Origin of the sequence: Maridesulfovibrio salexigens DSM 2638, assembly GCF_000023445.1 — a bacterium.
GTDB classification, from domain to species: Bacteria; Desulfobacterota; Desulfovibrionia; order Desulfovibrionales; family Desulfovibrionaceae; genus Maridesulfovibrio; species Maridesulfovibrio salexigens.
The window spans coordinates 1985999-2011713 of record NC_012881.1 but is presented as its reverse complement, the minus strand read 5'-3'; the positions used below and the strand labels follow the sequence as shown (position 1 = coordinate 2011713).

At 46.4% G+C, this 25715-nt stretch carries 27 protein-coding genes; 4 read left to right on the top strand and 23 right to left on the bottom strand.

Going from position 1 to position 25715, the window contains the following annotated elements; all coding sequences use genetic code 11:
• Positions 1-252: 252 nt before the first annotated feature.
• Entirely contained in the window at positions 253-1290 is a 1038-nt protein-coding gene (locus DESAL_RS09190; protein ID WP_015851713.1) for a potassium channel family protein, read from the bottom strand.
• A gap of 35 nt (positions 1291-1325) precedes the next feature.
• Positions 1326-3332, bottom strand: a complete 2007-nt coding sequence (gene uvrB, locus DESAL_RS09185) for an excinuclease ABC subunit UvrB (RefSeq protein ID WP_015851712.1) — start codon at positions 3330-3332, stop codon at positions 1326-1328.
• A gap of 99 nt (positions 3333-3431) precedes the next feature.
• Between uvrB and DESAL_RS09180 the strand changes: the two genes are divergently transcribed.
• Both DESAL_RS09180 and fosX read left to right on the top strand, forming a co-directional pair.
• Positions 3432-3929 carry a hypothetical protein gene (locus tag DESAL_RS09180; RefSeq protein WP_015851711.1) on the top strand — a complete coding sequence of 166 codons (498 nt, stop codon included), beginning with the start codon at positions 3432-3434 and terminating at the stop codon, positions 3927-3929.
• A gap of 71 nt (positions 3930-4000) precedes the next feature.
• A complete protein-coding gene (gene fosX, locus DESAL_RS09175) occupies positions 4001-4414 on the top strand; it encodes a FosX/FosE/FosI family fosfomycin resistance hydrolase (protein ID WP_015851710.1) in 414 nt (137 codons plus the stop codon).
• On the opposite strand, the gene aat is transcribed toward fosX, so the two are convergent.
• From aat to DESAL_RS09155, 4 genes are all read right to left on the bottom strand, one after another.
• Positions 4415-5137, bottom strand: coding sequence for a leucyl/phenylalanyl-tRNA--protein transferase (aat, locus tag DESAL_RS09170; RefSeq protein WP_015851709.1), 723 nt, complete (start codon positions 5135-5137; stop codon positions 4415-4417).
• A gap of 171 nt (positions 5138-5308) precedes the next feature.
• A complete protein-coding gene (gene clpA, locus DESAL_RS09165; RefSeq protein WP_015851708.1) occupies positions 5309-7618 on the bottom strand; it encodes an ATP-dependent Clp protease ATP-binding subunit ClpA in 2310 nt (769 codons plus the stop codon).
• Between the two features lies 1 nt (position 7619).
• Entirely contained in the window at positions 7620-7928 is a 309-nt protein-coding gene (clpS, locus tag DESAL_RS09160; RefSeq protein WP_015851707.1) for an ATP-dependent Clp protease adapter ClpS, read from the bottom strand.
• A 125-nt stretch (positions 7929-8053) separates the two neighbouring features.
• Positions 8054-8629 carry a class IV adenylate cyclase gene (locus DESAL_RS09155; protein WP_015851706.1) on the bottom strand — a complete coding sequence of 192 codons (576 nt, stop codon included), beginning with the start codon at positions 8627-8629 and terminating at the stop codon, positions 8054-8056.
• A 69-nt stretch (positions 8630-8698) separates the two neighbouring features.
• On the opposite strand from DESAL_RS09155, the gene crcB reads away from it, so the two are divergent.
• A complete protein-coding gene (gene crcB, locus DESAL_RS09150; RefSeq protein ID WP_015851705.1) occupies positions 8699-9079 on the top strand; it encodes a fluoride efflux transporter CrcB in 381 nt (126 codons plus the stop codon).
• A gap of 33 nt (positions 9080-9112) precedes the next feature.
• On the top strand, positions 9113-9460 hold the full coding sequence (locus DESAL_RS09145) for a DUF190 domain-containing protein (RefSeq protein ID WP_015851704.1): 348 nt from the start codon (positions 9113-9115) through the stop codon (positions 9458-9460).
• Between the two features lie 6 nt (positions 9461-9466).
• Here DESAL_RS09145 and DESAL_RS09140 read toward each other — a convergent pair whose 3' ends face one another.
• The 17 genes from DESAL_RS09140 to DESAL_RS09060 all read right to left on the bottom strand — a co-directional run bounded on the left by DESAL_RS09140 (position 9467) and on the right by DESAL_RS09060 (position 25678).
• Positions 9467-10537, bottom strand: a complete 1071-nt coding sequence (locus tag DESAL_RS09140; protein WP_015851703.1) for a protein-glutamate methylesterase/protein-glutamine glutaminase — start codon at positions 10535-10537, stop codon at positions 9467-9469.
• Positions 10538-10539: 2 nt separating this feature from the next.
• Complete coding sequence (locus DESAL_RS09135; protein ID WP_015851702.1) at positions 10540-11427, bottom strand: CheR family methyltransferase; 888 nt, start codon at positions 11425-11427, stop codon at positions 10540-10542.
• Positions 11427-13601: a chemotaxis protein CheA gene (locus DESAL_RS09130; RefSeq protein WP_015851701.1), complete on the bottom strand. Its 2175-nt coding sequence runs from the start codon at positions 13599-13601 to the stop codon at positions 11427-11429. Before DESAL_RS09130 ends, DESAL_RS09135 begins: the two co-directional genes overlap by 1 nt.
• A gap of 203 nt (positions 13602-13804) precedes the next feature.
• Positions 13805-14308 (bottom strand): DUF2062 domain-containing protein, encoded by a 504-nt coding sequence (locus tag DESAL_RS09125; protein ID WP_015851700.1) that lies wholly within the window; start codon positions 14306-14308, stop codon positions 13805-13807.
• Positions 14309-14327: 19 nt separating this feature from the next.
• The gene (gene fusA, locus DESAL_RS09120) at positions 14328-16376 is read right to left on the bottom strand and encodes an elongation factor G (protein WP_015851699.1); all 2049 of its coding nucleotides are present in this window, start codon (positions 16374-16376) and stop codon (positions 14328-14330) included.
• 25 nt (positions 16377-16401) lie between these two features.
• Complete coding sequence (locus tag DESAL_RS09115; protein WP_015851698.1) at positions 16402-17202, bottom strand: hypothetical protein; 801 nt, start codon at positions 17200-17202, stop codon at positions 16402-16404.
• An 83-nt stretch (positions 17203-17285) separates the two neighbouring features.
• Positions 17286-18017, bottom strand: a complete 732-nt coding sequence (locus DESAL_RS09110; RefSeq protein ID WP_015851697.1) for an outer membrane protein assembly factor BamD — start codon at positions 18015-18017, stop codon at positions 17286-17288.
• On the bottom strand, positions 18017-18937 hold the full coding sequence (gene trxB, locus DESAL_RS09105) for a thioredoxin-disulfide reductase (RefSeq protein ID WP_015851696.1): 921 nt from the start codon (positions 18935-18937) through the stop codon (positions 18017-18019). The genes DESAL_RS09110 and trxB overlap by 1 nt, the downstream gene beginning before the upstream one ends.
• A gap of 3 nt (positions 18938-18940) precedes the next feature.
• Entirely contained in the window at positions 18941-19261 is a 321-nt protein-coding gene (gene trxA / locus DESAL_RS09100; protein WP_015851695.1) for a thioredoxin, read from the bottom strand.
• A 215-nt stretch (positions 19262-19476) separates the two neighbouring features.
• Positions 19477-20547, bottom strand: a complete 1071-nt coding sequence (gene tsaD, locus DESAL_RS09095) for a tRNA (adenosine(37)-N6)-threonylcarbamoyltransferase complex transferase subunit TsaD (RefSeq protein ID WP_015851694.1) — start codon at positions 20545-20547, stop codon at positions 19477-19479.
• A complete protein-coding gene (fbp, locus tag DESAL_RS09090) occupies positions 20547-21563 on the bottom strand; it encodes a class 1 fructose-bisphosphatase (RefSeq protein WP_015851693.1) in 1017 nt (338 codons plus the stop codon). Before fbp ends, tsaD begins: the two co-directional genes overlap by 1 nt.
• 87 nt (positions 21564-21650) lie before the next feature.
• Positions 21651-22451 (bottom strand): hypothetical protein, encoded by an 801-nt coding sequence (locus DESAL_RS09085; RefSeq protein WP_015851692.1) that lies wholly within the window; start codon positions 22449-22451, stop codon positions 21651-21653.
• Positions 22452-22544: 93 nt separating this feature from the next.
• Positions 22545-23420, bottom strand: a complete 876-nt coding sequence (locus tag DESAL_RS09080) for a tetratricopeptide repeat protein (protein WP_015851691.1) — start codon at positions 23418-23420, stop codon at positions 22545-22547.
• Positions 23404-23730 carry an FtsB family cell division protein gene (locus tag DESAL_RS09075; RefSeq protein ID WP_015851690.1) on the bottom strand — a complete coding sequence of 109 codons (327 nt, stop codon included), beginning with the start codon at positions 23728-23730 and terminating at the stop codon, positions 23404-23406. Before DESAL_RS09075 ends, DESAL_RS09080 begins: the two co-directional genes overlap by 17 nt.
• 11 nt (positions 23731-23741) lie before the next feature.
• Complete coding sequence (locus DESAL_RS09070) at positions 23742-24020, bottom strand: hypothetical protein (protein WP_015851689.1); 279 nt, start codon at positions 24018-24020, stop codon at positions 23742-23744.
• Between the two features lie 39 nt (positions 24021-24059).
• A complete protein-coding gene (pgsA, locus tag DESAL_RS09065; RefSeq protein ID WP_015851688.1) occupies positions 24060-24605 on the bottom strand; it encodes a CDP-diacylglycerol--glycerol-3-phosphate 3-phosphatidyltransferase in 546 nt (181 codons plus the stop codon).
• 176 nt (positions 24606-24781) lie between these two features.
• The gene (locus tag DESAL_RS09060; protein WP_015851687.1) at positions 24782-25678 is read right to left on the bottom strand and encodes an Mrp/NBP35 family ATP-binding protein; all 897 of its coding nucleotides are present in this window, start codon (positions 25676-25678) and stop codon (positions 24782-24784) included.
• Positions 25679-25715: the final 37 nt, after the last annotated feature.

The following is a 25715-nucleotide window of genomic DNA, read 5'->3' as shown; positions in this document are numbered from 1 at the left end:
ATGCTTCGTTATGCTTCTCTAGAAGCGCAACTAAATCTTTAATTTCTTTGTTTTTATTCTTCACTATAAACTTTATATTTTAAAAAGGAATTTTGCGAACACAACAGCGAAGCCCTACTCAAGTTTTTGAAGAGTCCAGAGAAACTTTTCCCAAAAAGCTTCTTACCTATAGCCGTAAGGCGAGAGCTTCCTGCTCGAGCCTTACGGATACAGAGAGCAACGCTGCCCCTCGGAGAGCCGCCGGAGGCATTCTTAAAGAATCTTGCTAATAGCAGAAAGGTCGGAAAGTTTACCGACGGTAAGCAGAGTATCACCTGCTTCGATGACTTCTTTGGGACCGGGATTGAAGACCATTTCGCCATTACCTTTACGGATGGCAATAATGATCAGGTTGAACCGGGGGCGAATCTTGGATTCAATCAGATCCAGCCCTACAAGCTCGGAAGAATCGGTAACGAAAAGTTCTTCCATCTGCAAGTCGATTTTACCACGCATGGCGATATCGAGAAAGTTTGTCACCGTAGGTCTAAGCACTGACTGGGCCATACGGATTCCACCGATAGTGTGCGGCAGGACCACTCTGTCGGCTCCGGCAAATTCGAGCCGGGAGATGCTGGCAGTATCATTACCACGGGCAATAATATTCACCTTAACATTGGACTGGCGGGCGATAAGGGTCACATAAACGTTGGCGGCTTCATCAGAAAGTGCGGCAATCAGGGTCTTGGCATTCTGCAATCCGGCCAGCTTAAGAGTTTCGTCACTGGTGGCATCACCCTCAATACAAGCGATCCCGGCAGCTTCCATCTGAGCAATCAGCTCTGGATTGCTTTCGATTACAACAATTTCAAGACCTTCATCCATGACCTCTTTGGTCACAATGGCCCCGATACGACCATAACCGCAGACAATGATATGATTCTTGAGTTTTCCGATTGTCTTCTGCATCCTGCGTCTCCCTAGAATTGCCTGCAACCGCCCTTCCACCAACAATTGTGAAAAAGCACCGATCAAATATGCAAAACCACCCACACCACCGAGTATAAGAATGGAGGTAAAAAACCTGCCCTGATCGGACAAAGGCAATACTTCCATGAATCCCACAGTGGAAAGAGTGATGACAACCATATAAAAGCTGTTCAGTAAATTCCATCCCTCAATCCACATATAGCCGACAATTCCGCCAATAAAAACAAGCGTCATATAAATGAAACCGGAGATAAGCCCCCAGAACATTCCGAAATCACGCCTTAAGCGGAGCAGCTTTACAAATAGGGATTTGGATTTCATTCCTGACAGTCCAGATTGATTGTTAACCGATAATATTATCCGAGACTAAGAATCTTCTCTCGCAAAACCTGAATGCGGTCTCGCAGCTCGGCGGCCTTTTCAAATTCGAGCTCTGCCGCATACTTGCGCATATCCTTCTCAAGCTTGCGAACTTCTTTTTCCATTTTTGCGGGATCAAGTCCATACTCTGCAACATCTTCTGCCGCAATCTTAACTTCACTACCCGACCAATTATCAGAGTACAATGTTCCCAACATATTATCCAGTGATTTAGCGATGGTCTGAGGCACTATACCATGAGCCTCATTGTACTCCATCTGCTTGGCACGGCGGCGGTAAGTTTCGTCTATGGCAGTACGCATGGATTTAGTCACATTATCTGCATAAAGAATAACCCGCCCTTCAGCATTACGAGCCGCACGACCAAAGGTCTGAATCAAAGATCGAGTCGAACGCAGGAAACCTTCCTTATCCGCATCCAAGATGGCAACAAGGGAAACTTCCGGGATATCAAGTCCTTCTCGCAGCAGGTTAATACCGACAAGAGCCACGAACTCTCCGGCGCGCAAGGACTGAATAATAGCCATACGTTCCATTGTGTCGATGTCTGAATGCAGATATTTGGCTTCCACGCCCATCTGATTGAAATACTCAGTCAGGTCTTCAGCCATACGTTTGGTCAGGGTAGTGATCAACACCCGCTCGCCACGCTTCTCGCGTTCTTTACACTCTGCAAGCAGGTCATCCATTTGCCCCTTAACAGGACGGACTTCAATCTCAGGATCAAGCAATCCGGTGGGTCGGATAATCTGCTCAACCACAAGCCCCTGCGCCCGCTCCATTTCCCACGGACCGGGAGTCGCGGAAACATAGACGGTCTGCCCGATTTTGTCGAGAAATTCATCGAAGCATAACGGCCTGTTATCAAGAGCTGAAGGAAGCCTGAAACCAAAATTTACCAATGTGGTTTTACGCGAGCGGTCACCATTGTACATGGCGCCCACCTGCGGCACTGCGATATGGGATTCGTCCATGAAAAGCAAAAAATCATCCGGAAAATAATGGATCAGAGTTGCCGGAGCCTCGCCTTCCTTACGACCGTCCAAGTGACGGGAGTAGTTCTCGATTCCGTTACAATACCCGATCTCCTCAATCATCTCCAGATCATACATAGTGCGCTGCTCAATGCGCTGCGCTTCGATCAGCTTGTTCTCTTTCTTATAGAGAGTCAGAGTCTCAGCAAGTTCATTGCGGATATCTTCACGTGCGCGTTCAAGGTTATCCTGATCCGAAACAAAGTGACTGGCCGGATAGATAACAGTCTTGCGTCTGCGTCCGGTAACTTCCCCGGTCAACGGATCTGTTTCAAGTATGGAATCAATCTCGTCACCGAAAAATTCAATGCGCAAAGCCTGCTCACGGGCATAAGCCGGAATGATCTCAATTACATCCCCGCGCACTCGAAAGGTACCACGGTGAAAGTCGTAGTCGTTGCGCTCATATTGTACTTCAACCAGCTTATCCATGAGCTTTTCCATGGAAAGTTCCTGCCCCTCTTCAACCGGAATGATCATCTTGGCGTAGAATTCAGGGGAACCAAGACCGTAGATACAGGAGACAGAGGCCACGATAAGTACATCTCGCCGGGTCAGCAAAGCATGGGTGGCGGAGTGACGGAGCTTATCAATATCATCGTTGATGGATGAATCTTTCTCAATATAAGTATCGGAATGCGGCAGGTATGCTTCCGGCTGGTAGTAATCGTAATAACTGACAAAATATTCAACAGCATTATTCGGAAACAACGCTTTGAATTCATTAAAAAGCTGGGCCGCAAGAGTCTTGTTGGGCGCCATAACCAATGTTGGGCGATTAAGCTCCTTAATAACATTGGCCATAGCAAAAGTTTTACCCGTACCGGTAGCGCCAAGCAGAATCTGATCCTGTACGCCGTGCTTAATATTTTCGACCAATTGCTTCACCGCTTCAGGCTGGTCGCCCTTGAGGGTGTAGTCACTTACAAGCTCAAAATTGTTCGCCATTATGATAGGTTCCCGACTTGTGCTGTTAAATTAAAATAGTTATGAGAAGAAAGTAACAAGCTGACAAGCTCATTAAAACATTCATTTTGCGAGGTAGCAATGATTCCTATAATCCAAATAGAAAACGGTGAGATACCCAGTCCGCGCGGATACGCAGTATCTATGGTCATCAAGAGCTTCAAAGGCCGCCGCGATGTTGAAGTACATCTTTTCCGTCCCGAATGGGATGAGGCTGATGAAGGCAAAATTAAATGGGATAATCTTTTCGGAAGCCCTGCCACTCTCGATGCGATTCCTGACGCAAAGAAGGATCGCAAGATAGTCCTCGAATCCTTCACTATGGAAGAGCGCGATCAGGTTGTTGAATATCTCAAGGAGCACTACTCATCAAGACTTGAATCCATATTCTCCACACCCATGGAATTTCCTGTCCCCACAGGTCTGCCGCCGCTTTCTTCCATCACCGAAGGCAAAGATATCGGGCTGATCAAATTTGAAAAAGTACCCCACTTCGACCTGCCATTCGCACTGCGCGGCCTCTACAACCTCGGCGCACACCGCCCGCTGGTTGAAACCCGTGAAGGTGATGATAATTAATATTTCTTGGTTGCCTAAGATTCTCAAAGAGAACTTAGGCAACCATTATGAAAACATAGGCTGCCGTTAATATGAAAGTCCAAGGATTAAGCCATATAACCCTCATAGTTACCGACCTGGAACGCACATCCAAACTATTGTGTGAGGGGTTGGGAGCACAAGAAATATACGACAGCAAACACAAAAACTTCTCCATATCACAAGAGAAGTTTTTCTTATTAGGTGGAATCTGGTTAGCTACAATGAAAGGCGAACCAACTGAACGTTCCTACAGACATATAGCCTTCAAAGTCGATGAAGAAGATCTGCTATCTTTTGAAGAAAAGTTAAAATCTATCGGAGTTGAAGTCCTGTCACCGCGCCCTCGGATTGAAGGAGAAGGTGGGTCACTTTATTTCTATGACTTCGACAACAATCTTTTTGAGTTACACACAGGAACTTTAGATATGCGCCTGTCCAGCTACAAGAACAACGCAAAGAACTAACTAGCTTAAAACTTCCGTTATCATCTCATACTCCCCTTCCATGAACTCCCACGTTCCCCTCAGGGCCGGGTGTTCCAGAGCCTCATCAAGCATATCCAAAAAAAGCTCCCTGCTGACTTCTTCAGCTCCTAAGGATTTAAGATGATCTGTCGGTTGCTGGCAATCCACAAAATGGAATTCGCGATTCTTCAGCCATTGCACGAGGTAGGAAAAACCGACCTTGGATGCATCAGGCTCAAGAAAAAACATGGATTCACCGGAAAAAACCTTACCGAGGGAAACACCATAAAGCCCACCGGCAAGATTGCCTTCCCGGTTCCATACTTCCACACTATGCACAAAACCGAGCTTATGCAGCTTCACATAAGCTTCGATCATTTCGGGCAGAATCCATGTTCCGGCCTGCCCCGGACGAAATTTGCGGGCACAGTTGGCGATAACACTTTCAAAAGCGCGGTCAAAGGTAACTGTATATTCCCGTTTTCTAACCTTGCGCTTTACACGACGGGAAACATGCAGCTTATCAAAATTCAATATCAAGCGAGGATCAAGCGACCACCACAGAATAGGCGAACGCTCATCATACCACGGAAAAATTCCCGAAGCATAAGCAGAGAGCAGCCTTTCCGGGCTCAAATCACCTCCCACCGCGAGCAGGCCATCCGGCTCCGCTTCATCGGGATGAGGAAAAATGGGGTCTTCTATCAATCTGTAAACAACCATAATAATCCTTTGGTTTTCCGCCTATCTTAAATAATAACTGATTATTATGATTTGGCAATAGAGTTTTAGCTATAATATTGCTTATGAATTTTATAATCCAAACAACAAAAAGGGGAAGTTCTGATAAGAACTTCCCCTTAGAATTCAAATTATTAATTCAGCTTAACAGCCTTACTTCTTAACAGATGTCTTAAACTTAAAGCTGAGCTTTTCGTCTTCGCCCTTACCCTTAGTGGAGACTGCAACAGTTCCACCCTTCACCAGCTTGCCGAAAAGGATTTCATCAGCGATTTCATCCTTGATGGAAGTCTGGATCAAACGGGCCATGGGTCTTGCACCGTAGGCCGGATCATGGCCCTTTTCAGCCAGCCAGCGGCGGGACTTCTTGTCCAGCTCGATAGAGACTCTGTTATCGAGCAACTGTCCGTTGAGTTCCTTGATGAACTTCTCAACGATGAGCTCCATAACGTCAATCTGCAGGGAGTTGAACGGAACGATTCCATCAAGCCTGTTACGAAATTCAGGGCTGAAGATCTTTTCAACCGCCTTGAGTCCACGGCCCTTGTCTTCGCCGCCCTTAACACTGGCACCGAAGCCGATTCCGCCCTTGGCCATTTCACGCGCTCCGGCATTGGAGGTCATGAGCAGGACAACATGCCTGAAATCAGCCTTGCGACCATTGTTGTCGGTCAGGGTTGCGTAGTCCATTACCTGCAGGAGTATGTTGAACACATCAGGGTGAGCCTTTTCAATTTCATCAAAAAGAATCACGCAATGCGGGTTCTTACGCACGCCTTCGGTGAGCAGACCGCCCTGATCAAATCCCACGTAGCCCGGAGGAGCACCAATCAGACGAGCCACCGCATGCTTCTCCATGTATTCACTCATATCAAAACGCATGAAGTGAACACCCATAGTAGAAGCAAGCTGACGAGCCAATTCCGTCTTACCAACCCCGGTAGGTCCGGTAAGCAGGAAGGAGCCGGTAGGTCTGCCGACCTGCTTCATACCTGCACGGGAGCGCAGAATAGCCTTGGTAATCAGGTCTACGGCCTCGTCCTGTCCAAAAACAACAGACTTGAGATTGATGTCCAGTTCCTGCAAGCGGGAACGGTCGGACATGGTAATACGCCTTGTCGGAATGCGGGCCATCTTGGAAATGACCTTTTCCACATCGGAAACCACAATGCGGTTGTCCTTGCGCTTACGCTGGCTGAGATTGTAATAAGCCCCGGCTTCGTCAATTACGTCAATTGCCTTGTCCGGCAGAAAACGTTCATTGATATGCCTGCCGGAAAGCTCGGCAGCAGCCTTGATAGCTGAAGGCGCATAAAGCACATTGTGGTGCTCTTCGTAATAAGGCTTGAGGCCCTTGAGAATTTCTATTGTCTCTTCAACAGAAGGTTCACTGATATCGATCTTCTGGAACCTGCGGGAAAGCGCACGGTCCTTTTCAAAATGGTTCTTGTACTCTTCGTAGGTGGTGGCACCGATACAACGAATTTCACCGGAAGCGAGAAACGGCTTGAGGATGTTCGAAGCATCCATAGAACCCCCGCTAACAGCCCCGGCTCCTACGATGGTGTGGATTTCATCCACGAAGAGGATAGCCCCTTCCTTATGCTTAAGCTGAGCCAGCACACCCTTAAGACGGGATTCAAAATCACCGCGATACTTGGTTCCAGCCAGCAAAGCACCCATATCAAGTGCATACACATCTGTGTCAGAAAAAGACAGCGGGACATTATCCTTGGCAATGGCAAGAGCCAGACCTTCAGCCATGGCCGTCTTACCTACACCGGGATCACCCACGAAGATGGGGTTGTTCTTGCGCCTGCGGGAAAGCACCTGCAAGGTCCGCTCTACTTCGCTATCGCGTCCAATGAGCGGATCAATCTTACCGTCCCGGGCACGCTGAGTGAGATTGGTGGTGAACTCTTCCAGCGGGGACTTTTTGTCATCCTTGCCTCCGGAAGGCTTGCCTTCGGGAGAAGCACCACTTCCACCCTGCTGCGGATTGGGACTGATATCAAGCCCCTCACTCCAATCGTTTTCAGTCATTGAATGGGAAATATATTCAAGGATATCAAGACGTGAAATGTCGTGAGTCTTCAAGAAGTAAACTGCATAAGAGTCTTCTTCCTCAAACATGGCGGCGACAACATCGCCCACTTCCACAACATCCTTACCTGCGGCCTTCTTCTGCCAGATGGCACGCTGCAGGACACGTCTTACCCCCAAAGTCTGGATAACTTCGGTATCCACACCAGTGGGCAAAGGTTCGAGGTTTTCATCGAAAAAACGTTCGAGCTGACTGCGAAGCTTGGAGAGCTCTGCCCCGCACCCGGCGAGAATGTCTGCACCCATCTCCTCCTGAATTATCGCATACAACAGATGTTCAAGAGTGAGGAATTCGTGATTTCTAAGCCTGACTTCGTTAACCGCAGAAGTCAGTGCCTGTTCCAATGCCTTACTGAGCATACTAGACCTCTTCGATTGTGCATTTCAGCGGATAGCCTGCCTGCTGTGCAAGCTGCTTGACCATTTCAACGCGAGTTTCAGCAACTTCTGCCGTGTAAACTCCACATACCCCGACTCCGTCATTGTGGACCTGGAGCATTATTTTCGTGGATTCCTCTTCTGTTTTCCTGAAAACCTGCATGAGCACGGCCACAACGAATTCCATGGAAGTGTAATCATCGTTGTGCAGGAGCACCCGGAACTTCCGCGGTTCCTTAAGCTCGTCCTCCAGCAGTACATCTGACTCAAAATTTTCTTTATATTCAGCCATTTTTTTAAACTTTAAATATTTTTATGTTCTACTATAGTTAACAATAAGAACAATTTCCCCACCTGTCGAGGAAGATTTATTTATTTTTGTGCTATAAAAAACTTAAAACACTATAAATCAAAACCTTAAAGTAACTCTTGAACTTCTTCAGAAGTAAAGACAAAATTTTCATCAGGTTCCAAACCGCAATCCATCCTATGGTCCCGGTTTAACTCATGATATGTTTTCGTGCAGGCAGCATCAGGACTCAATCCCAACTTATCTGCACAGGACAAAATTCCGTCCTCTGATCCTTCAATTTCAATAAACGGGCCAAAAGGAAGCTGGTCAAGGCAAATATGACACCCAGCAAACTCCCATTCCTCGCGTATCTTTTCATAGCTGAAAACAGGAGAATATCCCAAAACCTGTAATGCCGCCACGGTCTCATCAAAATTTGAGACTTCAGTTTCATGCTCTATATAAACTTTTGCCTTTCCGGAAACCGGACCAGCAGGAATACGCTTAACAGTCATAGTCACCTTTTCCGCCTGACGTACCCGCAGCAAAGCCGACCTTTTATAGAGCGTACGGCCCGGATCATCGAGCACAACATTACGTTCATAATGACGGGTAAGCATTTTAGCACCCTGCTCTTTCATAATCATCCGAGCTTTGTCGTGATCGGCATTAAGATATTTCAATTCGGTTTCTAAGGCCATTTTCCTTTTCTCTCTTAACTTGAAATGCTACTAAATATTAATAAATGAACGCCACTGAAGGATTCTTAAATGCATAAATATTTATACATAGCGGCAGGCGGAGCAGCCGGAAGCCTGTGCCGTTATCTTGTTTCCGGTGTAACACAACGGATGTTTGCCACATCCTTCCCCATAGGAACATTTTCGGTGAATATGATTGGCTGTCTGTTTTTCGGACTGGTAACCGGACTCTTTGAAGAACGCCTCGGCTTACCCCCGGAAATGCGGCTCCTCATCCTGACTGGATTCATGGGAGCATTCACCACATTTTCAACCTATATGTTTGAATCAACCAACCTGATCAAATCAGGCCAATGGGCCATGACCGCCCTGAATATCGGAGGCCAGAGTATACTGGGATTTGCCTGCATTGTAGGCGGACTGGCACTGGGCAGATTGATTGTTTCCTGATTCCAAGCAACCATTTAATACGGAGAATTCGCCATGACCCTACCGGAAAAAGCTATAAGACTCAAAATCTTCACTGGAGAGGAAAATAGAATAAAACACCGCCCTCTTTACGAAGTAATAGTAGAAGAAGCTCGCAATCAAGGTCTTGCCGGAGCATCGGTGTACCGTGGGGTAATGGGCTATGGTGCAAACAGTCAGGTCCGCACAACTTCCATACTCAGACTTTCCGAAGACCTGCCCCTAATCATTGAGATTATTGACAGGCCCGAAAAAATTGAAAAATTCACAGAATTTCTTAATGAGAACATGACTGAAGGACTGGTCACCGCCGAAGAGGTAAACATTGTCGTTCACAAACACAATAAAGGCGAAAAGCAATAACTCCCGCTAACGGTTACAGAAATTAACCACCGCTCCGGGAATATTCTTGAGCGGTATAATCTTATCAACTCCGCCCAACTTGATGGCTTCCTGCGGCATACCGAAGACAACGCAGGAGGCCTCATCCTGTGCTATGCAGTATGTTCCGGCATCGTGCATTTCTTTCATGCCCTTTGCCCCGTCATCGCCCATCCCGGTCATAATTACTCCTACAGCATTCTTCCCGGCACTTGATGCCCCTGAACGAAATAAGACATCTACTGAAGGTCTGTGCCGGCTGACCAGAGGACCGTCTTTAATTTCAACATAGTAACGTGCGCCTGAACGCTTGAGCAGCATATGCTTATTGCCCGGAGCGATCAAAGCCTGCCCTCTCAAGATACTGTCACCATCTCTGGCTTCCTTCACCGTAATGCGGCAAATTGTATCCAGCCTCGAAGCAAAGGCAGCCGTAAATTTTTCCGGCATATGCTGCACAATTGCAATCCCCGGACAATCAAGAGGCATGCTTTGCAGAAAGCCTTGAATTGCCTCAGTTCCTCCGGTGGAGGCTCCAACAAGTACGACTTTCTCAGTAGTCTGCAAAGTTGTTGTCCGAGGCCGGGATTTAGGCAGGACCGCATCAGCTGTAAGCTTGGGCTGAACTGTCATTGGACGAGCGGAAAGCTTGCTGGGTCTGGTCATTGCTGCAGCTTTAACCACATCACAAACCCTAATGCTGGATTCCTCAAAAAACTTCTTGGTACCTATCTTCGGCTTAGTAATCACATCCACCGCCCCGTATTCAAGAGCTTTCATATAGGCATCCGAGCCCTGTTCTGTAAGGGTAGAACAAATAACAACAGGCACAGGATGCTGGGTCATTAACTTACGGAGAAAAGTAAGTCCGTCCATTTTAGGCATTTCAATATCAAGGGTGATTACATCAGGGACAACCCTTTTCATTATTTCTGCAGCAGCAAAAGGGTCACCGGCACTACCGACTATCTCTATACTGGAATCAGTAGCGAAAAGCTGCTGCAACGTCTGACGAACCAGAGCAGAATCATCAACGATCAACACCTTAGTTTTTTTCATAACTAAACCTTTTGATAAACAGTGGGAGCAATCTGCCTTACTGGAAGTTCCATCCCTGAAATACTTTCAGAATGCCCGATAAACAAGTATCCGCCTTTAGATAAAGTAGAACAAAACTTCTTAAACAATGTGTATTGTGTAGCCCTGTCAAAATATATGACTACGTTGCGACAGAAAATTATATCTTTTTGGTCCTTAAATGGAAAAGGCTCCATGAAATTAAGCCGTCGGAAATCCACTTTATTACGCAAGGCCGGAACCACACGGACCAACGGTTTAGCCCGGTCTTTGCTTTTGAGCAGGTACTTTTTCTTCAAGGCCATTGGAACCACGTCCACCTTGCTCATGGGATAAACGGCGTTAATAGCCTTGCGTAAGATATCAGTGGAAATATCCGTAGCCATTAAAGAGTATTTGAAACTAGGGTTCTTTTCTGCAAACTCATTGAGGACCATACATAAGGTATAAGGTTCCTCTCCGCTGGAACAGCCAGCAGACCAGACTTTCAGCGGCCTGCTGTTACGCTGACACAGGTCAGGCAACACAGTGCTCAGCAATAATTCAAAATGCTTAGGCTCCCGAAAAAAATCAGTGGTATTAGTTGTAACTACATCAATAAGTGATGCCAATTCCCTCTCAAATCCTCCGGGACTGAACAGAAAATCGCAATACTGTGAATGACAACTGAAACCAAGAGCACGTAACCTTTTCTGAAGACGGGCTTCCAGCATTGTCTTCTTGGAGGGCGGCATCTTGATCCCGAACTCCTCCTTGATCAATTTACTGAATTTGCCAAAATCAGAGTCAGTCATCTTAGGCATAAGCGAAACCGGAACTTGCTCCCGGCTCTTGGACTTTTTTTTGTCCTTTTTGCCATTCTTAAAAACCATCAGCCAGCCGCCTTGATTTCTGTAAGAACAGTCCTGAATAATTTCGGAATATCAAGAATTAATGCGAGAGTTCCATCTCCTTTGATCGTTGCGCCGGAAATACCTTCCACATCACGGTACACACGCCCCAGACTCTTAATAACAGTCTGGTGCTCACCGATGACAGTATCCACAACAACGCCGATCCGACTGCCGTCAAGTCCGGTAATGACAATCTGTTCAATTGGCGGAGATTCTCCCTCAACCTCAAACCATTCACGAATCCTGATATACGGAACAATCTCGCCACGCAGATTCACGAATTGCTGGCCATTAGCCTCTTCCACATCCTTGCGGGTGAGTTCGACACACTCTTCAACCAAAGAGAGAGGAATTACAAAATAATCATCGCTAACGCGAACCTGTAAACCATCAATAATTGCAAGAGTAAGCGGCAACCTGATGGTTATGATTGTCCCTTTGCCCTCTTTACTTGTGATATCAATGCTGCCTCGCAGGGAATCAATGGCACGCTTTACAACGTCCATTCCCACCCCGCGCCCGGAAACATTGGTGACACTCTGGGCAGTGGAAAATCCCGGTTCAAAAATAAGATTAAAAACTTCTTTATCGCTAAGATCCTGATCTGCAGTAATAAGTCCCTTTTCAATCGCCTTAGACCTAATGACTTCACGGGACATGCCCTTGCCATCATCCTCGATAAGGATCATGACATCGCCACCGGAATGCTCAGCAGAGAGTGTAATGGTTCCCCGCCGGGGTTTACCTGTTGCTGTCCGCTTTTCAGGACCTTCAATGCCGTGATCAATAGAGTTACGCAAGAGATGAACAAGAGGATCTCCAAGACGTTCAATAACGGTCTTGTCCAATTCTGTTTCCGCACCATTTGTATTGAGATCAATCTCTTTGCCAAGATCTTCTGAAAGGTCACGGACAAGACGTCTGAACTTGCTGAAAGTTGTCCCGATGGGAAGCATTCTGATTCCGAGGGTGCTATCTCTGAGTTCATCGGAAAGACGCTCCAACTCCTCGGAAAGAGCTGTCAGGGAAGGATCGGCCTTGGAACTGACGACCTGACTGATCTGAGCCTGAACAATTACCAGCTCGCCCACAAGGTCCACAAGATAGTCCAACTTTTCAGCTGAGACTCTAATCGAAGAAGCCGTATCCACCTTCTTTCGTGATTTCTTCGCTGCTGATTTAAATTCTTTTGTCGCAGTCTGTTCTGCAAGAGCACTTTCCACTTTCTGCTTGCTGACTACGCCCTTTTCAGTAAGCAACTCGCCCAAAGGCTTCTGATCGGCTAAAACCTCTTCAATGGCTTCAGAGGCCACAACGCCCCTTTCCACAAGGATTTCACCAATCTTTTTGGTCTGTTCAGGTGCATCAGGAATATCTTCATCGTCATCATGTGTCAGATCAAGAACATCCTCGACATCCTCACGTGCGACTTCACGAACATTCACAGTGACGGGGATGTCCGTAAAAAAGAAAATCTCCTCAATAGACATGGAGTCCGCATCACTCTCAAAAATGACATCCCACCAGACTTCGTCATCCCTGTGCAAGACTTTAGACTGCACTAAGCCAATCTTTCCGAGTTCATCCAGAAGAGGATCAAGATCTTCTTCGTCAACATCATTGCCCGCGGCAACCTTGATGGCAATTTGATATAGGCTTTTCAAAGACTCATCTGCTGAGGATTCAGCAATAACCACAGCTTCAACTTCAACGGCTTCTATTTCTTCAGGAGGTTCAATAGAAGCTTCTTCCTCTTTTTCCTGCTCAGCTTCTAATCCGTCCGCGGCCACATCTTTCAAACCTTCAAGGATGCCGTTCCCAACACTGCTGTCACCTTCTCCGGTCGAAGATTCAAGCATAGAATAAATATGATCACGCGCTGCAAGAGAAAGGCTCAACAGATTTTTAGATATCTCGAGTTCCCCATTCCTGACCTTATCGAATACGGTCTCTACTTCATGGGTGAATTCAGCAATGGCTTCAAAGCCAAACATAGACCCGGAACCTTTAATCGTATGCAATGCCCTGAAAACACGGTTTATTATATCCATATCATCAGGAACATCTTCAAGCTCAAGCAAAGAGGTTTCAAGCTCGCCCAGTAGTTCGTACGCTTCTTCCTTGAATACTTGAGTTGTCATATCGTCAGACATAAAAAATTCTCCAAGTCATTTGAATAGGCTGATAAACACTTCTATTTTTAAACATTTAATTAGTTTCAATCAAGCAGTATAATTATGAAAGACGTAAAAAATGCAAAAAAGGCCCTTCGTAAACAAAGGACCTTTTATAATTATCATGAAATCTCACAAAAAAAAGCAACTTTTATTTATGTAAGACTTTAGGATAAGCAACTCTATAATTTATTTCTACGAGCAAGCATCCGCAAAGTTTTACGCCTGCGATAACGCCGGATAAAGTACAGAGCAATAAAATAGGCGATTATCGCCAAAGGAACACCAAGAACAAATCCACCGAACACAAGGATGGTTACCCCCTGCCAGCCGATTTCCATAAAATCTGAAACCTGCCACTTGGCCGGGTCAAACTGCACTTCGATCGGCAGCAGAAATGTGCCGATCTTAAACTGCACGTAATAAAAAAGCAGCCAGTTAAACGGATTGGATATCCATGTAGCGATAGCAGCGGCAATCTTGCTGCTGCGGGTAAAAAAAGCCATTACAACAGCAATGACCGTTTGCAGAGGAAGCCCCGGGATAACCGGAAAACAGCCCCCGAAAACACCACATGCGACCCCCATAGCGATGTTATGCGGTGATGCATTGATACGCATCAGCTTTAAATAATATAACTTAAGAAGCCTTTTTAACTTCTCCCATCTATTAAAATTCCTCTGCATCAACTTCCCTTTGCTGAATTTAATCCAATACGTCAAAGCTGTGGAACTTCATGGCAAAACCGGCCCTTCCCTGGGTAGCCGATCTTAAGTCGGTTGAAAAACCGAACATATTCCGCAACGGAGATAATGCTTGAACAATCTTCTGACTGTTACGGTCAAGCATATTCTCGATACGCGCGCCCTTAGCTCCAAGCAAGCCGATAACATCACCGACAAATTCATCAGGAACTGATATCTCTACATCCATAATCGGTTCCATCAGCTTCGGTGAAGATGCCGCCAATGCTGCCTTTAAAGCCTTGCCAGCCGCCATATGATACCCCGGAACGCTTGATTCCCCGTCCCGTTTACGCAGTTCAAGAATACGCACTTTTACATCCTGAACCGGAAATCCTTTGATGACACCGCTCTGCAAGCCGTCATCCACCCCTTCGGCAACAGCGTCCATCCAGTCTGAAGACCATTCACTCGTATCAATCTCAAATATCACATCCCGTCCAGCCCCTCTTTCCTGAGGCTCCACGGAGAGTCGCACGTAGCCGTAATGCTTGTCCTCGCCAAGAAGCTTATCAAACTCTTCCTCAGCTTCCGCATTACCACCGGGAACTTCCTGATAAACAACCTGCGGCTTGCCCGATCTGGGCTCAAGCTTGTATTCCCTGCGCATACGATCAAGAACTACCTCAAGGTGAAGTTCCCCCATGCCTGAAAGAATAATCTGCCCGGTATCCTCATCAGTTCTCAAAGCAAGAGTCGGGTCTTCCTGTAAATATTTATCCAGAACTTCTTCCAGCTTTTCGGATTCATCCACATTGCGCGGCTCTATTGCCATAGAAATAACAGGCTTGTACATTTCGATCTGTTCCAGCACAAGCGGGGTTTCTGAGGTGGAAAGAGTATCTCCGGTACGGGTATCTTTTAGTCCGGCAGCCCCTACTATATCACCGATTCCAGCAACATCGAGACGTTCTTTGCGGCCTGCATGAATCTTGAAAAGACGGGCAACACGTTCGTCTTTGCCCTGCGTGAAATTTCGTACCGTATCCCCGGCTTCTATCTTACCGGAATAAATACGCATAAGCACCATTTTGCGCCCTGAATCCATGATAACCTTAAACGCAAGGGCCTGAAACGGGCCGTTTGCAGACGGCTCAACTTCCTGCCCCGCACCGGTCTGTGGATTTATTCCGGTCACTTTCGGTGCTTCCAAAGGACTGGGCAGGTATTTTCCAACCCCGTCCATCAATGGCTGTACACCTACGTTCTTCAATGCCGAACCGGAAAAAACTGGAACCAGCTTAAGCTCAAGGGTCGCCTTACGAATGACTTCGTCAATGTATTCTGGATCAATGTCGTCCTCCAGATACCTTTCCATGAACTCGTCATCGACTTCGGAAAGAATCTCGCACATCCGCTCCCGCCACGGTGAAACAAATTCTTCATCCTGATCATTCAAATCAAGAACTTCAAATTCTTCACCATTGCTATCCTGATCAAAGATCAACTTTTTCATGCGGATAAGATCATAAACAGCGGAGAACTCATCCCCGGAACCGTCTGGAATCTGCACCGGAAGACTTTTGATGGAAAGTTTGTCAGCCATGGATTCGAGCACAGCTTCAAAATCTGCACCCAAACGATCCATTTTATTTATAAACACAAGCTTGGGGACACCATAAGATTCACTCTGACGCCAGACAGTTTCAGACTGAGGCTCTACTCCGCCGACAGCACAAAAAACACCGACCGCGCCATCCAGAACACGCAATGAACGCTCCACCTCAATGGTAAAATCAACATGCCCCGGAGTATCGATAATATTGACGGTTTTATCACCCCAGTAGCATGTGGTTACAGCCGATGTGATAGTAATCCCGCGCTCTTGTTCTTCCGGCATATAATCCATGGTCGCGGTTCCTTCATGAACCTCTCCCAATCTGTGAATTCTTCCTGAAAAATAGAGCATCCGTTCGGTAACAGTGGTCTTACCGGCGTCAATATGAGCAATAATTCCAATATTGCGAATTTTTCCAATACATTTCGCAGAGAAATCAGGTTTTGCATTCACAGGTCACCTTCCAGGTAAAAAGAACTTATTCAGCTACAGCTAGAGCGACAGATTCACGCTTGAAAAAAGAACTGTTGAAGCCGTTCCAGAGCCAGCAACCTTCCTGTCCGTGCGCCAGCACAATATTAAAACTCGTCAGCGCATCTCCGACAATTTCAGCAGGTACGACAGCGGCATCAGTACGGATATCTTCAAGGGAATCCTCATCCACTTCAACAAATTCAACATCAGGATGAACAAAAGTCATAACATCCATATCAGGGGAATCATCTTCCTTACAAACTGATATACTGGAAATTTCCGGTGCACGCCAGTAACGTACGCAAGGCCCGGACGGGAGAAGTGCCAGTTTCGCACGCAGATCAAGGATGGCGCCATCAACCCCGCTTTGCATGAGAAGATTGAGCAGTTCTTCAACCTTATCCTGAGGCAGATGGACTACATCTTCCTGCCCCGCAAGTTCAAACCCGGCAAGAACTGCCTGTGAAATTCCAGCCTCTCCGCAATATACAGCCAAGATATTCTTAACCCCGGCAGCGAGAGCCGGAACCAACGCAGCCAGAATCCTCACCGGAGAAACAGATTTGTCATCCAGCAACAGCACAGTCCATTCCAGCGGAGCAGTGGAAACTTCCGTTTCAAAACCGCCGCGCCAAGTATTTACATTCCATGTACTGCTTGGGGCTTCCGGAGAATTAACTGCATAGACTTGCGCTATGGTCTTTTTCAACCAGGCACGCTGGGGTGGCAAAGTAGCTTCGTAAGCTTCGCCGAAAATCGCATCGTCAATCTGGTAATCCTGTAGCCAAAGTGGAAATTCAATCATATTTGCCTCCAAAACCGACTTCACTATATAAAAGCCCGGCAGACCTATGTCTACCGGGCTTTACTTTTAACATGTGATAAAAATTAGAGCCAATCGACCAACTCTTTCCAGCTTCCCTGAAGACGCTCACGCTCTTCTTGAGATAGAGTTTTCTGGTATTCGTAGTAAGACATTTCAGCTTGCTTCATGGCATACTTACGAACTTCCGGCAGATCCTTAAAGTTCCTGACCACATATGCATAACGCTTCCATGCAGAACCGAACTTTGAAGAACGCCAGAAAAAGTCCGCGATATAAAGTTCATGGTCTGCCAATGCGCGGCGGCATTTTACGATATATTCCTTGGCTGATTTTGCATACTGGGTTTCAGGATAAGCTTCCTCAACCCTGTAAAAATATTCAAGGGCTTCCGTAATATTACTCTGAGGCCTATCAATTGAACTGAAGAGATTAAAGTTACTTAAGCCAATTTGATAAAGTACATAGGGAATTTCATCGTTTCCCGGGTGCAGGGCTGCAAATTCCTTATATGCTTCAGATGCATCAAAATATTTCTTATCAAGAAAATACGCATCACCGAGGCTGATCTCTGCTTTAACAGTATAAGGGCTGAAAGGATAACGGTCTTTCAGCTTGGAAAAGTACTCTGTAGCATCAAAATATTCTTTATCCTTCATAGCCTGCACACCGGCTTCGAAAAGCTCCTGCGCTGTATCTTCAGGCTTGGGAAGGAAATAGTAGTCAATAACACCACAGCCGGAGAGGCTGATAAATAGAAAAGAAGCTAGAAAAATAGAAAGAAATTTATTTCGCATTATTTATGTTCCAGATACGCATACGCTGCAGTGGCGGCAGTAGCGCCGTCACCTACGGCAGTGACAACCTGCCTGCATTTCTTAGAGCGGATGTCACCTGCAGCGTATATTCCGGGAATACTTGATTCCATTTCGCAGGTTGTTTTTATAAATCCATACTTATCAAGTGCCAGCTCTTTTGGGAAAAAGCTGCACACGGCATCAAAACCGACAAAAATAAAAACTCCGTCCACATCAAGTACGGAATACTCTCCGGTAGCCATATTCTTAAGTTCAACACCGGAAACTTCGGTATCACCGACAATCTTCGAAACAACAGAATTAAGGACAGGCTCAATCACCGGGTTAGCAAGACATTTATCCTGATACACCCTGTCCGCCCTGAATTCATCCCTGCGATGCACAAGGTAAAGCTTCTTTACAAGCCTGGAAAGGTAAATGGACTCCTCAAGCGCAGAATTACCACCGCCGATAACAGCCACAACCTTATCCCGGTAAAAGTGACCGTCACAAAGAGCACAGTAAGACACACCGCGCCCAAGCAGTTTTTCTTCGTTAGGAACCTTTAATTTCCTGAAAGTAACACCAGATGTGATTATGACCACCTGGGTTTTAATATGATCACCGTTTGCAATTACAACCTCGTGGAACTCCTCACCGGGAATGATCTGCAGCACTTCATCGTAGACATGGTCAAACTTGTAATGTTTAACGTGTCTGTCCATTCTGTCGGCCAGCTCGTACCCCTTGATTCCATCGGGAAATCCGGGGAAATTTTCCAGCTCATCGGTCAAGAGCATCTGTCCGCCATGGGACAGCTTTTCGACGGCAAGAAAATTAACTCCTGCCCTCGCGAGATAAAGGGCGGCCGCCATTCCGGCAGGGCCGCCCCCAATTACAACGGCGTCATAAGACTTCATTATTTACAGAGCCTTACTGCTGATCATTTCCTTAATGCTGCTCTTGGAAACTGCACCAGTGGTCTGGTCTACAACTTCGCCATCCTTGAAGAGGATGAGGGTCGGGATAGCACGGATGCCATACTTTCCGGGAGATGCGGGGTTATCATCTACATTCATCTTGCAGATCTTAATCTGGCCGGAGAATTCTTCAGCAAGCTCGTCAATCACAGGGCCCATTGCACGACAGGGTCCGCACCACGGAGCCCAGAAGTCAACCAGAACAGGCTTATCACTATTGAGAACTTCTTCTTGAAAATTGGAATCGGTAACCTGCAAAGCCATGTTTTTCTCCTTGTTACAGTATTCAGGTAGCTGTGCCATGTAACATGACACATCAAATTGTCTTCGTCCGGAGTCCACCCTGTGGGTGGAGTTCAATTTTTAAAATTTAATTCCCGTTGCTCCATGTGTCAAGATGAACAGACACAACGGTTTAGCAACTATTAAAATAGATACTACCTACCCTTACGGGCAAAGGCAACACCAGCTTGACGAAATTACCCCTCACAAATCCAATCCGAAGGGATCACCCTGCCCCGGGGAATTGCGTCAAGATCAAGGTCATGCCTGCATCCGGCACTAGCCATAAGATAACCGGCATAAGCGATCATAGCACCATTATCAGTACAAAGATGCATGGAAGGCAGAACAAGCGGTATTGAAAATTTCGCAGCAACATCAGTCATAACAGAACGCACAACTGAATTTGCAGCAACCCCGCCTGCCACGATAAGGGACTTAACTCCCCTATTACGCTTTAACGCTCTCTCAACCTTGACCTCAAGAGTCCGGCCCACAGTATAATTAAAGGAAGCCAGCATATTTTTACGTTCTTCTGAAATAGCAGGTTCTTCAACGCCTTCTTCAGGAATCCCCATAGTATCAAGACGTAAATTGGAATTCTGATTAACGTAGTTCGCCACAGCTGTTTTTAAACCGCTGAAGCTGAAATCAAGATTGTCATTATTAATATAAGGAACAGGAAAAAGCTTTTTATTAACAACGCCCTGACGCCCCAAGTCATCAACCAGCTTACCGCCGGGATACGGAAGATTCAGAGACTTTGCCGTCTTATCAAAAGCTTCCCCGGCAGCATCATCTAATGTTCTGCCAAGCAGAGTAAATTGCAGTGGACTTTCAATCAGATAAATATGGGTATGCCCGCCGGAAACAAGCAATCCTAAAGAAGGAAACTGTAAGTCCTGCTCAAGTCCGGCAGCGGTCAAATGCGCCCAAAGGTGGTTTACACCTACTAATTTTGCTCCACAGGAAAGCACCAGACCTTTGGCAAAACTTAAGCCCATCAGCAGACAGCCCTGCAATCCCGGACCTCTGGCAACGGAAACAACATCAATGTCATCAATAGTCAGCCTTTGCTCCTTCAACAATTCGCGAAGTAGCACAGGCAGAACACGCAGATGTTCACGGGATGCAATTTCCGGTACCACACCTCCGAAGACAGCATGCACATCAACTTGTGATGCAAGCTTCTCAGCAACCAACTTTCCATCCCGGACAAGGGCAAGACCTGTTTCATCACAGGAACTTTCAATACCAAGACAGAGCATTAGCCCTCGTTCTCCTTATAAATATTGCTGATGGTCTCAACTTCGTGCCTTGAACCGATAAACAAAGGCACACGCTGATGCAGATCATCAGGAATAATATCAAGGATACGCTGAGTACCGTCAGTGGCCCGCCCTCCGGCCTGCTCAATAAGCATTGCCATGGGAGAAGCCTCACAGAGCAGACGCAGCTTGCCGCGCGGCTTTTTGGGATCACGATCATCGGCCGGATACATAAAAACACCACCGTAAATCAAGTTACGATGAAAATCAGCTACAAGGGAACCGATATAACGCAGGCTGTAGGGTTTTCCATGAATATTATCTCTGGATTTAAAATGCCCGACGACCTTTTTGGTGGCTTCGGACCAATACGGCCAGTAACCTTCGTTAACGGAATAGATATTACCGGTATCAGGAATCTTCATATTCGGGTGTGAGAGGAGAAATTCTCCAACTCCGGGGTCCATAGTAAAACCGTGAACGCCATCCCCGGTAGTAAAAACCAGCATGGTAGAAGAGCCGTAAAGAATATAGCCAGCCGCAACCTGCTCACAGCCCGCCTGAAGAACATCAGTGGACTGAACAGGGGTGCCGAGCTTACTCTTACGTCGGAAAATAGAAAATATCGTTCCGATATTGACGTTAACATCAATATTTGAGGAACCATCCAAGGGATCAAAAATAATAATATAGTTTCCCTGCGGAAGGCCGTGCGGGATTTCAATAATATCCGCATTCTCTTCCGAGGCCATAGCACAGAGTACACCGGAACGAGCCATACGATGAATCAGGATCCGGTTAGCGTATTCATCAAGCTTTTTTACTTCCTCACCCTGAACATTGACTTCACCCGTAAAACCCAGAACATCTACAAGTCCGGCTTTGTTTACTTCCCTGGAAATAATTTTCGCCGAAAGGACAAGTTCGTTAAAAAGATGAGTAAACTGCCCGGTAGCTCCGGGAATTTGTTTCTGGTGCAGTAACAGGTGTTCAGTAACAGTAATCTGCTGGGTCATTTATCCTCCTTCGGAATGTCCCTGCTGCGCGATTTTCAGAAAGAATTAAGCTTTAATACCAGATTTTTCAGATAAGACCTATAAATTTTAGAAAAAGAGTATGCCATCATCCTCATCTTCTTTAGATACGGCTTTAGTCAGATAGACTATCTGGGTGTCGCCTACATAGCGCGCCAGCCAGACATATCTTACCCCGGCTACCGAAACCACACCCCTGACCTGATGATCAAGTAGTTCATCCCAATCTATTTTGAGAAGAGCTTCTTTGTCCAGATCCTCTGCTCCGGTCCAGACACCGCCGCCATCAGGCTGCATAATTATCAACTTAGTCGGGTCCGGACAAAAATTTAAAAGAATCCGGGGATCAAAATGAACTACTACAAGTCCTTTAAATTCAGCATCCTTAAAGAAAGGTGTTGCCAGATACATTTCAGGACCAAACTCGGAATAGCTGACAAAAGACTTCAGGTTGATCTCATTCCAATCACCTTCGTACTCAATGAGCGGACCGGGCTTAAACGGTTTGATCTCAGCCTCAGGCAACTTAACAAGAATGCTGGCCTCGTCATCAACGGTCAATACGCCACTGATCCACGGAAAGCGCATGAAAAGAAGCTTAAACCAGTTTTCATCGGGATGATAATCAACTGTGGAAAGAATCTCACAAAGGGAAAGAATCTTCGCATCAACCGGAGTGAAAAGAAGAGCCAGCTTATTGTCGTCAGGATTTTCAATCCCACCGTGTTCGAGATTGATTTCAGGGTTGGGGTCCACTGTCCGCTGTGCATCATGCCAGACTTTACTGCCATATTCACAACCACTTGCACACAGCATAACCGCCAGAAAAACAAAAAGTGCGACAGAACGCACAGAATTTTTAAATTCCATATCTCATACCCGGATTCCGTGCATAGTCAGCACGAATCCTTCTGTATATTATTAAGTTATATCTTTAAATAAGACCGAAAATCAGAGTAATTCTTATCTGGAAGCTCTTGCTTCAAGCCGCTCAGCGAGAAGTTCAAGAGTGCTCATCAATTTACTTTTAGCGTGTTTGAAATAAGGGTCTTTGCTTGCATCATCACCAGCGACATCTTCCATAGGAGTCTGGCTGATACGGCTTGAAATATCTGCCATAAAAGACATTAATTCCTCTTTATCCTCGTCCGATGCTTTGCAAAGCAGATCGCGATAAATCTCTAAAGCCCCCTCAAGATCACCTTGGGAAGCAAGAACTTCTGCCATAGTCTTGGTCTTGAGATTGTCCAAAACCACAGGATTGGTTAAGTCTTCGCCGGAATCTCCATCAAAATCAACAAGAGCAGCGGCTTCGGAAATTTCATCAACCAGCAGTGCGCTTTCCTCCGGATCGGGACGGGCAAAATCACCAGGAGCTTCATATTTATCTTTAGAGACAGCAGGCTCGGATTTCAGACCCCGTTCGCTAATGGAGGCTCCGGTCAGTTGCTTGATGCCTTCAGCCATAACGTCTGACCATGACATTGGCGAGCCATGAAGAGCAGAAAAAAGAAAGGCCATAGCGCCGGCAACATCATCATTACCCTCAGAAACAGAAGCACCCCACATTTTCCAGAATGAGGGGTAAGAAGAAAAAAGTCTGGTCAGGGGAGCGACAGCTGCCTTTGCTTCGGAATCCCGGTCAAGTTTAGCAAGGGTTTCAACCAGCAACAGGCGGGCTTCCAAGTAGTCAGGATGCCTATCAAGTCCCATCCTGAGAGTGGTTACAGCTTTTTCAAGATTGCCCATTTCAACATAAAGACGCGCCAAAGGGAAAAACACTTTCGAGCTGGGCTCCAGAGCCAGAACTTCCTGATACCACTCAATCTTGCTTTGCATCTGCACCTGCTCCCTGAGTCTTTAGTTCCCCGGATTTGGGGAAGATATATAACACTTCATTTTCCTTAACATAATTCATCCTGCTGCGGATGATTTTCTCCTGATAGTCCCGATCAGTCTTAAGTCGTCTGATCTCCCTGCTTAGCTCAAGAGTCCGGTTATCAGCAGCTTCAATTTTCCGTTCAAGATCCTGAACTTTATCATCAAGCTCAAGATAACCGAAAAATCCCTGCTCGCTCATCCCGAGCCGTATTAGCAGCACGAGATTAATAACAACCAGCAAACCAAGCAAGACTCTACGTCGCAGCATTAATTAAGCCCCTACTGAAGCCGGGTAAATATTTTTCTAGGAGACTCAACCTGTCCCAGCGGAACCCGGAGTTCATGCAGGAAATTATCGGTGGCGGACTCAATCCGTTCAACTTCGGCTTCGCTCACCATGATTTTTTCCATTTTACTCATAAACCCTTTAAGAACTTCAAGTTCTTCAATAAACCTGTTGTTCAAGTCAAGTTTTTCGAGTTCCTGCTCCATCTCAAGAATTGTTTCAAGACAATTATTGAGTCTTAGAACAAGATTATGTCGGTCATTGCCGTTCATTGATAGTCCTGTCTGTGACGTTTTTCTAATATTTTTTAATTATTCGCTAGTTAACCAGACTTTGTGCAAATTGTACATATAATTAGCGCCGGAAAAAACAGTCAGGAAGACAGCCACGTAGAGAATCCACATTCCCAGCTGATGCATATCAATGCCGAAATAAGGGAAATGCAGGAGCAAGGGACCGAGCGCAAAGCTCTGAACAACAGTCTTAAGTTTTCCGAACTTGTCTGCAGCAAGAACAAGTCCCATATCCACTGCAATGGCGCGGAGTCCGGTAACTGCAAGTTCACGGCAGATAATAACAACAGTAATCCAACCGCTTACATACCCCATATAGCTGAGCATGACCAGGGTGGAACAGATAAGCAGCTTGTCCGCAAGCGGATCAAGAAATTTACCGAGGTTGGTAACCTGATTGCTGCGGCGGGCAATGTACCCGTCAAAAAAGTCGGTCAGCGATGCCAGAAAAAAGACAAAGGCCGCTAAAAACATGGTCAATTTGTTCGGATAGTAAAGAAGAACTACAATTAAAGGTACAGCAAGAATGCGTCCAAGAGTCAGGGAATTGGCAAGGTTGAACATAAGGAGTCCCGGGTCGTGAAATTCATTTAGTCAGAGCAATTGCCCTGAAGCCAGCAAGCCTTTGTATAATACAGGGAGCCGCAAAGCGGCCCCCTGCATGAACTGAATGATTCTGTGCCGAGGATGACCGTATGTCAACCCGGCAATGAGAATACGCCCAAAAAAAGGCGTTTTTCTTAGGTATGAGTGCTGGAAGCAACCTCAAAACTGCTTTCAGCAGCTTCAGCAATCTCGTCAGCCACTTTGCGGAAAGCAAGCTTGGCCGGGGAATCTTCCTCAAGAAGAACAACAGGTTTGCCGAGATCTCCAGCTACAACAGTAGTAGGATCAAGAGGAACTGCGCCGAGGAAAGGCAGGCCGTATTTTGCAGCCAGCTCTTCACCGCCGCCCTTCTTGAAGAGATCAATATTTTCATGGCAATGAGGACAAACAAGTCCGCTCATGTTTTCGACCACACCCATAATGTTGGCTTTCGCGTACTGCAGGAAGTTTATAGCCTTTCTTACGTCAGCAAGGGAAACTTCCTGAGGAGTGGTAACAACCACAGCAAGGGATTCGGGGATGGTTTTAAGCACAGTCATGGGCTCATCGCCGGTACCCGGAGGGGAATCAACTACGAGGAAGTCAAGCTCGCCCCACTGTACGTCGGAGATGAACTGCCTGATAGCGGAAGTCTTCATGGGACCACGCCAGAGGACAGCCTGATCAGGGTCCTTGAGCAAAGATTCCATGGAAACAACGTGCAGGTTGTCGTTTACCTTTTTGGGAACAACGAGGTTTCCGCGCTCAACATCCAGCTGCCCGGTAATACCAAGCAGGTGCGGAACACTGGGACCGTGGATGTCAACATCAAGGATACCGACCTTAAAACCCTTGTCAGCAAGGGCTGCAGCGATGTTAACAGCTACAGAACTTTTACCAACACCGCCTTTGCCGCTCATTACAAAAATTTTGTATTTGATTTTCTGCAAAGTTGACGAAATCAACTCATTCTGCAGAGCATGCGCAGCACTCGCTTTCTTGTCGCCGCCCTTCTGCGGAGCAGAAGAACAGGAACTACATGATGAACTCATATCTATGCCTTTGTTGTATATTAAAAACTCGGGGAAC